The sequence below is a fragment of the Pluralibacter sp. genome (assembly GCF_019237635.1).
Classification (GTDB): domain Bacteria; phylum Pseudomonadota; class Gammaproteobacteria; order Enterobacterales; family Enterobacteriaceae; genus Enterobacter_B.
This window is the reverse complement of record NZ_JAFAGS010000104.1, coordinates 1-8,383: the sequence shown is the minus strand read 5'-3', so window position 1 is coordinate 8,383 and position 8,383 is coordinate 1. Positions and strand designations below refer to the sequence as shown.

General features: G+C 56.8%; 8 protein-coding genes and 1 tRNA gene. 3 read left to right on the top strand and 6 right to left on the bottom strand.

Going from position 1 to position 8,383, the window contains the following annotated elements; all coding sequences use genetic code 11:
• The 3 genes from JO226_RS12105 to eco all read left to right on the top strand — a co-directional run.
• A partial coding sequence (locus JO226_RS12105) for a hypothetical protein (protein ID WP_293585990.1) occupies positions 1-123 on the top strand: 123 nt, incomplete at its 5' end.
• A 77-nt stretch (positions 124-200) separates the two neighbouring features.
• Positions 201-277, top strand: a tRNA-Pro gene (locus JO226_RS12100).
• Positions 278-535: 258 nt separating this feature from the next.
• Entirely contained in the window at positions 536-1,027 is a 492-nt protein-coding gene (eco, locus tag JO226_RS12095) for a serine protease inhibitor ecotin (protein WP_293585989.1), read from the top strand.
• A 28-nt stretch (positions 1,028-1,055) separates the two neighbouring features.
• Here the strand turns inward: eco and mqo are convergent, their stop codons facing one another.
• The 6 genes from mqo to JO226_RS12065 all read right to left on the bottom strand — a co-directional run.
• Positions 1,056-2,696, bottom strand: a complete 1,641-nt coding sequence (gene mqo / locus JO226_RS12090; protein ID WP_293585988.1) for a malate dehydrogenase (quinone) — start codon at positions 2,694-2,696, stop codon at positions 1,056-1,058.
• Positions 2,697-2,976: 280 nt separating this feature from the next.
• The gene (gene mgtE, locus JO226_RS12085; protein ID WP_293585987.1) at positions 2,977-4,413 is read right to left on the bottom strand and encodes a magnesium transporter; all 1,437 of its coding nucleotides are present in this window, start codon (positions 4,411-4,413) and stop codon (positions 2,977-2,979) included.
• Between the two features lie 137 nt (positions 4,414-4,550).
• Positions 4,551-6,194 carry a multidrug ABC transporter permease/ATP-binding protein gene (locus tag JO226_RS12080; RefSeq protein ID WP_293585986.1) on the bottom strand — a complete coding sequence of 548 codons (1,644 nt, stop codon included), beginning with the start codon at positions 6,192-6,194 and terminating at the stop codon, positions 4,551-4,553.
• 56 nt (positions 6,195-6,250) lie between these two features.
• Positions 6,251-6,922, bottom strand: coding sequence for a DNA oxidative demethylase AlkB (alkB, locus tag JO226_RS12075; RefSeq protein WP_293585985.1), 672 nt, complete (start codon positions 6,920-6,922; stop codon positions 6,251-6,253).
• Positions 6,919-7,980 carry a bifunctional DNA-binding transcriptional regulator/O6-methylguanine-DNA methyltransferase Ada gene (ada, locus tag JO226_RS12070; RefSeq protein ID WP_293585984.1) on the bottom strand — a complete coding sequence of 354 codons (1,062 nt, stop codon included), beginning with the start codon at positions 7,978-7,980 and terminating at the stop codon, positions 6,919-6,921. Before ada ends, alkB begins: the two co-directional genes overlap by 4 nt.
• Before the next feature lie 75 nt (positions 7,981-8,055).
• A partial coding sequence (locus JO226_RS12065; RefSeq protein WP_293585983.1) for an FAD:protein FMN transferase occupies positions 8,056-8,383 on the bottom strand: 328 nt, incomplete at its 5' end.

Below are 8,383 nucleotides of genomic sequence, written 5' to 3'. Positions count from 1 at the left end.
CTTGATCATAACGGCAGCTACCGAACCTGGGACAGCGACGGTAAAAAAGTGAAAGATCAGAAACCGCAGCTAAGCCTACTGCTGCAGGTGCTGACGGACGAAAAACGCTTTATTGCTAACTGATTGATTATTTATGAATCAGTCAGTGATGCGGCGTCTTGCAATCAGCGCTGAAAACGGTAGTATTACCCTCCACACGTCGGCACGTAGCGCAGCCTGGTAGCGCACCGTCATGGGGTGTCGGGGGTCGGAGGTTCAAATCCTCTCGTGCCGACCAAAATCCCCTGAAAAACCAGCCTTTTATGGCTGGTTTTTTTATGCCTGAAATAAACTCGCCCTCTTTTTCCCCAAAAAATTCTGCATCAGGCAAACGCCCGTCGTCGCAACGAAAATAGCCACAGTTAAATTATCTGAAAAATCGCCAACAACTCAGAATATATCACTGTGAATTATGAAAATATAAGTAAATGACGCTTATCATTCATCATGATAGTGATACTATCAATGAATGACTGACTGACCAAAAGGACTCACAGTGAAAAACACCGTTACATTTGCTGCCGCTGCACTGACCCTCGCCTGCATGTCCGGCGCGGCGTTTGCCAATACTCAGCCGCTGGAAAAAATCGCCCCCTACCCGCAAGCGGAGAAAGGGATGAAGCGTCAGGTGATTACGCTGCCGGAGCAGAAAGACGAAGGCGCGTATAAAGTCGAGCTGCTGATTGGTCAGAACCTGGAAGTCGATTGCAATCAGCACCGCCTGGGCGGTCAACTGGAAAGCAAAACCCTCGAAGGCTGGGGCTATAACTACTACGTCTTTGACAAAGTCACCTCCCCGGTCTCCACGATGATGGCGTGCCCTGATGGCAAGAAAACCAAGAAATTTGTGATGGCCGGGCTGGGTGATGCCGGGTTCCTGCGTTACAACAGCAAGTTACCTGTCGTGGTCTACACGCCAGAAAATGTCGAAGTGAAATATCGTATCTGGAAAGCAGAAGACGACATCCACAACGCGCAAGTCCGTTAAGACAAAAAGCCCCACGATGGGGCTTTTGTTATAGCGCGATATCCGCAACCGGTTTGAGCTCCACCTCAGGTGCCGTGAACTGGGCCTTTGGCGCGATATCCGCCTGCATCGGCGGCTCATAGCGCAGCCCCAACACTTCGCTGGTGTACGCCAGCGTTCGCTGAATGATCTGCGGGTCGTAGTTCATATGACGACCATAAGTCGGCACTACCTGACGCAGTTTCGCCTGCCATGCCGGTGACGCGAACTTCGCTTTAAACACCTTTTCCATCAGCTGTAACATGATAGGCGCGGCGGTAGAGGCGCCTGGCGATGCGCCCAGCAGAGCGGCGACAGTCCCCTCGTCGTCACTGACCACTTCCGTCCCCAGACGCAGAACACCGCCCTTTTGCGCATCACGCTTAATGATTTGCACACGCTGGCCCGCCTGCCACAGCCGCCAGTCGCTTTTCTTCGCCTGCGGATAATACGCCTGTAGCGCCGCCAGCCGATCCTTATCTTTTTGCATCACCTGGCCGACCAGATACTTCACCAGATCGAAATTATCAAGACCTACGCTGAGCATCGGCCTGATGTTGGCAGTATTGGTGGAGCTCAGCAGATCCCACAGCGATCCATTTTTGAGAAAACGGGTCGAGAAGGTGGCGAACGGTCCAAACAGCACCACGCGTTTGCCGTCAATGATGCGGGTGTCGATGTGCGGCACCGACATCGGCGGCGCGCCAACCGATGCCTGCCCATAGACCTTCGCCAGATGATGGTTAACCACCGCCGGATTTTCGCACACCAGAAACTGCCCGCCGACGGGGAAACCCGCATAGGCTTTCGCCTGCGGAATGCCGGTTTGCTGCAGAAGCTTCAGCGCCGCGCCCCCCGCGCCGATAAAGATGAATTTCGCGCGGATGGTCCGCCGAACATGACGGTTACCGGCCTCTGCGACCGTCACCGTCCAGCTGTTGTCGGCATTGCGTTTGAAACGGCGAACTACCGTGTTGAGCTGGAGGGAAAAATTGTTGCGTTTTTTCAGCGCGCCGATAAGCTGGCGGGTTATCTCGCCATAATTGACGTCAGTACCGACTTCAGTGCGCGTCGCCGCCACTTTCTGCTGCGGATCGCGCCCTTCCATCACCAGCGGCGCCCACGTTTTAATCTGCTCCGCATCTTCTGAATAGCGCATCCCACGAAACTGCGCGCTGCATTGCAGCGCCGCATAACGGGCGCGGAGGAAATTCACATTTTCCTCACCCCAGACAAAACTCATATGCGGCACGGTATTAATAAACGTTTTTGGCTGCTTCAGCACGCCACGGGTTACCTGATGCGCCCAGAACTGGCGCGATATCTGAAAGGCGTCGTTAATTTCGATAGCTTTGTCGATACTGACGGAACCATCCGCTTGTTGCGGGGTATAGTTCAGTTCCATCAGGGCGGCATGGCCAGTCCCGGCGTTGTTCCAGCCGTTGGAGCTCTCCTCGGCGACGCTTTCCATACGTTCGACCATGGTAATAGACCAGTCTGGCTCCAGTTCCTGAAGCCAGGTTCCCAGCGTGGCACTCATGATGCCCCCGCCAATCAACAATACATCCGTCTCATGCTCATGATGGGCGTTGACAGGGTCTGACTCAACCCCAGGCGCCGTTGAGCTGCGTACGGCCATCTTTTTTTTCATCGTCAATGAGCCTTACTGTACTCGCGTTCTTATTTTGCGCAGGTGAAACGATTCGGGAAGGTCACGTTATCACTGACGATTAAAAATTTAAATATTGTTTAAAGTTTAAGTTCAGTTTTGAGATCTGTTATAAAAATGTTTAATAAATGTGGTGGTAAAATAAGGTTAAGACTAGAAAAGTGTGACGCTTAGCGCTAATATCTACGATTCCGTGACAATCATCACAGTCAGTAACTTATCGAAATCCGGTTATCCATAACCGTTACCTCGACCTTTTCCGCTACAGCAGAAACAACGTCGCCAGCCCCAGAAAAATAAAGAAGCCGCCAGTGTCGGTAAGCGCGGTAATCATGACGCTTGAACCCACCGCAGGGTCTCGTCCCAGACGCGTCATAATCATCGGGATCAGCACCCCCATCAGCGAGGCCACCAGCAGGTTCAGCACCATCGCCAGCATCATCACGCCGCCCAGTTGCGGGTCATCATACAGCCACCACGTGACGGCGCCCATAATGCCGCCCCAGACGATGCCGTTGATCAACGCCACGCCCATTTCGCGCAGAATAAGAAACGAGAAGTTCCCCGGCTGGATTTGCTGTAGCGCCAGCGCGCGTACAATCATCGTAATGGTCTGGTTGCCAGTATTGCCGCCTATCCCGGCGACAATCGGCATCAGCGACGCCAGCGCCACCAGCTGCGAAATGGTGTGCTCAAACCCGTCGATAACCCTGGAGGCGATAAACGCGGTACACAGGTTGATAGCCAGCCAGGCCCAGCGGTTTTTCACCGCTTTCGTCACCGGCGCAAACACATCTTCTTCGCTGCTAAGACCGCTCATCTGGCGGATATCGTTGTCGGTTTCTTCATAGACCACATCGACAATCTCATCGATGGTCAGACGGCCTAACAACTTTCCGCCATCATCCACGACGGCGGCGCTGAGCAGGTCATCACGCTCAAAGGTGCGGGCCACCTTTTCCGCCTCTTCCTGCGGGTGAAAGGTCACCGGTTCAGACTCCATCACGTCCTTAACGTGACGATGCGCGGCGTTAAGCAAAATGGTCTGTAGTTCCAGCTCACCCAGCAAGGTCTTATCACGGGCGGTCACGAAGAGTTTGTCGGTGTTTTCCGGCATTTTCCCCAGACGCCGGAGATAGCGCTGTACGGTGCCAAGCGTGACATCCGGGCGAATGGTAATGACTTCAAACTCCATGATGGCGCCAACACTGTCATGGGCATAATTCATCACCTGACGCACACGGGCGCGCTCTTCTGCTGGCAGACTGGCCAACAGACGTCCGGTCAGGTCGCGCGGCAGGTGCTGCACCAGATAGATTTGTTCATCGATGTCCAGCGCCTGCAGCGCATCCAGCAGCGCTTTATCGCTCATCCCGTCAATCAAGTCATCCCAGACGTTTTCCGAGGCCTCCAGCAACACGTTGCCGCGTTTATTGTCCTCCACCAGATTCCACAGCGCGTGGCGTTCGTCGGAAGGCAGCGCCTCCAGGGTGTCGGCAAGGTCCGGCGCCGGAAGGTGCGCCACCAGCGCGCCCACTTCAGCAATATCGTCCGCCAGACGCCCTTCATCGTACTGCTCCGCCAGGGTCAGCTTTCCGGATAACGCAGAGGTGATGGCTTTATCGGTAGTCAGTAGCCAGATAAGGCGTGCGCGTTCTTCGTCACGCAGTCTGGCGCTGTTTTTGTTGAAAACGGGCATAACCGGGCGGTCCTTGAGAGGGTAAGCGGAAATTCTGCCCCTAAGCATAGCGCGGGGTGATGTAAAAAATAATAAACAGGCCGCGCGAACGCTGAAAAATCCACCGAATGCCCCCCCACGGGAGGGGGCTGTGAGGTTCAGGCGGTGCGGGAAACCGCGTCGCGTGTTGCGGCGTCACGTTCCTCGCCCGTCAGCTCGTTAAGTTGACCGTTGCGCATTTCAAGCAGGCGATCGGCGTGAATAAAGTAGTGATCGTCGTGGCTGATGGCAAAAATGGTTTTCCCCATCTGCTGCATCAGCGGCAGCAACACCTGGTAAAATTCGCGGCGGAAATGCGGGTCCTGATCGGCGGCCCATTCATCCAGCAGAATGATGTCACGCTCCTCCGCCAGCGCCAGCAGCAGCGCGACGCGCTTTTTTTGCCCCTTCGACAGCCGTAAATCAAGGATCGTACCGTTCTCAAGCGTTACCTTATGCATCATCTTAAGATGCGACAGCCACTTATCCACCAGCGCCGGCTCCGCGGCCTGCCCTGCCGGGCCGAGCAGTTTGTCAAACAGCCAGACATCCGTAAACACCGCGGAAAACAGCCTGCGGTAATCCTCCGGACGTTCCGCCGCCAGCGGCTGACCATCCAGCAGAATCTGCCCGGAGACTGGCTGATAGAGGCCGGTCAACAACATTGCCAGCGTGGACTTGCCGCTACCGTTGCCGCCAATCAGGAACACCAGTTCGCCACGTGTAAGCGTCAGGTTTATCGGCTCGATGGCAAAGGTATTGTCCTGATAGTGGAAGGTTACGTCACGCAGCTCCAGCGTTTGCCAGTCTGGTCGGGCGCTGCCGCGCGCGAACTCCGCCTGAAACGGCGCCAGTGAAAACTGCCTGAGCTTATTAAACGCCACCTGAGCGCTGAGCAGCGTCGGCAGCGCGCCGATGGCGGAAAGCAGCGGTGTGCGCAGGAACAGCAGCGTCAGCGACCAGGTCGCCGCCACGTTGGTGTCTGCCCATCCGAGGCTATTAGCCATCCAGAACACCAGACCTATCGCCCCCAGCATCATGATGTTTGACCAGTTTACCGCGCTCAGGTGGAAGGTATCGGCACGAATAATATGGTGACGATACGCGCTGGCATGCGGTACATACTGCTGATTAAAGAGATATTCCGCACGCTCGCGGTTGAGCGTCAGTTCCTTGCGCCCTTCCAGCACCGCCTGATAGTCGTTGTGAAGCTGGTCTTCGGTTTCCCGCAGCGACGCCATATGCTGGTATACCCGGGCCACCAGCACAAAACCGCCCCAGATAGTCAGCGCCAGCCACACGGCGGTCACCATCAGCATCTTGCCCGACAGCCAGCCCAGGTAGGCGGCGGAGCCGAGCGTCAGAATAACGCCCTGCAGCAGCTCCGGCAGGCGTACGAAGGCAATAGTAATATTGCGTATATCGCTGGTCAGGCCCGCCAGCAACGCGGCGCTGCCCAACTTTTCGATGCGCTCGACGTGGGTATCGAGGATCCGCTTGATAAATTCACTGCGAAGGCGATAGACAAAATGGTGGCCCAACATGGTGAGCGCCAACTGCGAACCCAGTGTGACCGCCATCAACAGCAGCAGCAGGCCGAGGAACTCCGGTAATACCGTGAGGGAGAGATCAACGCTTTCGATAAGCCGCTGGTTGATAAAGGCAATCAGCCCGATGCCGAGCGCGGCGCTCAGCAGGCTCAGCACCATTACCGCGATGAATGGCCAGCGATACTGACGCCAGACCAACAGAAGAAGTTCCATAACGCCCTTTCAGGTCAACATAAACAGCCAGCAGTTTAAACAGCTCGCCACTCATATCAAGAATAATTCTTATTTTTATTGCCATTTCCTGTCAGGCGAAACGTCAGGTTGTAGCGATACGCGCCGGTGGCAGGATGATGTCCTGCCTTTAGCGGTTGAATGCCGTGATAAAACAGGCGCGATGCACCGCCCCAGACAACGACATCGCCATGTTCAAGCAGCACCCGCAGCAGGGGAGCGTTGCGTTTAAGGCCGCCGAACTGGAACACTGCGGGTAGCCCCAGCGAGACAGAAACAATCGGCGCCCGCAGGTCTTTCTCGTCTTTATCCTGATGGAGCGAGAGCTTTGCCCCCGCCTCGTAGCGGTTAATCAGGCAGGCATCAGGCGAAAAGTCCGCATAACCCGCCTCCCCGGCGGCTTCTCGCGCGAAACGGCGAAAGAGTTCGGGCATCGGCGGCCACGCGCTGCCGGTCAGCGGATCGTCGGGGGCATAAAGGTAGCCGTTGGCATCGGTGGTCCAACCCAGCTCGCCGCAGTTAGTCATCGCCACCGACATCGTGTACCCGCCGGGAGTTACCATCTGCCGGAAAGGCGATAGCTGCGCAATCTGCCTGATACTCTCCAGCAGGTGTTCCGCACGCCCCGTAGCGTAACGCCGTAAAATCACCGCCCCGGGCGCCAGCGGTTCCTGCCAGGGGGCGGCATCGGCAAAAAGATCCAGACTCATGCCTTCTCCTCTTGCGCTTCCCGGCACAACAGCTGCGCTTTTCGCGCCTCGCCCCAGCGGTAGCCGGATAACGCCCCGCTCTGGCGCACCACCCGGTGACATGGGATAACGATCGCCAACGTGTTTGCCGCGCAGGCGCTGGCGACGGCACGCACCGCACGGGGTTTGCCTATGCTTTGCGCCACCTGCTGGTAACTGCGCGTTTCTCCTGCCGGGATCTGCTGCAGCGCGTGCCAGACCTGCTGCTGGAAAGCGGTGCCGCGAATATCCAGCGGCAGCTGTATCGCCGTACCCCGACCGTTAACCGTCGCCAGTACCGCCTCAACGCGCGCATAAAAGCCCGCGTCGCCCTCCTCCCGCTGCGCCTGTGGGAAAATGTGCTGCAGCTCGGCAATCAAACCTGCATCCTCATCCCCGAGCAGCACGGCGCAGATCCCCCTGGCGCTCTGCGCTACCAGGCAGCGCCCGAGGTCGCACGCCGCCAGCGCGTAATGTACCGTGACGTCGCTACCACCCCGGCGATACTGCTTCGCCGTCATCCCCAGCGTGTTATCCGCCTCCCGGTAATAGCTGCTGCTGGCCGGAAACCCCGCCGCCAGCACGGCTTGCGTGACCGGCTCGCCTTTTTCCAGCGCTTCGCGCAGACGCTTCGTGCGCCACGCCTGCTGCCAGGCCTTTGGCGTCATTCCGGTGACGGACTTAAACAGACGATGAAAATGATACGGACTGACGCCTACTTCCTGGGCCAGCGTCTCAAGACGGATAGTCGTGTCCTGCTCCAGTAAACGGCAAGCTCTGGCGACTTTCGCAACCCGCTGCTGCTGCGGATCCTCATTTTCCGGCTGGCAGCGCTTGCAGGGGCGAAACCCCGCATCGCGCGCGGCGGCGGCATCCGTATAAAAACGGACGTTCTGGCGCAGGGCGTGACGCGCCCTGCAGGAGGGTCGGCAAAAAATACCGGTAGTCAGCACCGCAAACACGAACTGACCGTCTGCTTGGGGATCGCGATCGAGCACCGCCTGCCAGCGGCGCTCGTCGTTCAGGTTAGTCTGTTTCATACAGCCTCCGCTCTCTGTTCAGGTTAGCCTGAGTCTGATGCAACCGCCGGAGGAAAAAACTGACAATCTTGCTTTTTAATTTTTCCCGCTGACGAGGAAAGTCTCAAACTGCGGCGACATCCAGGTTTTAAAGCCATCGCCCTCTTTGAAAATCATATACACCGCCAGCCCTTGTTCATGCACAACCTGCTTCGCTTTTTCCGTCCCCAGCACCATCAGGCCGGTATCCCAGCCGTCAGCCTCCAGCGCGGTCGGGGCGATCACCGTCACCGAGACCAGTTTATGCTCAATCGGGCGGCCGGTTTGCGGATCGATAACGTGAGAAATACGCTTACCGTCCAGCTCATAATAGTTGCGATAGCTGCCGGAGGTGCTGATGCCGTGACCGTTAATATCAACGATC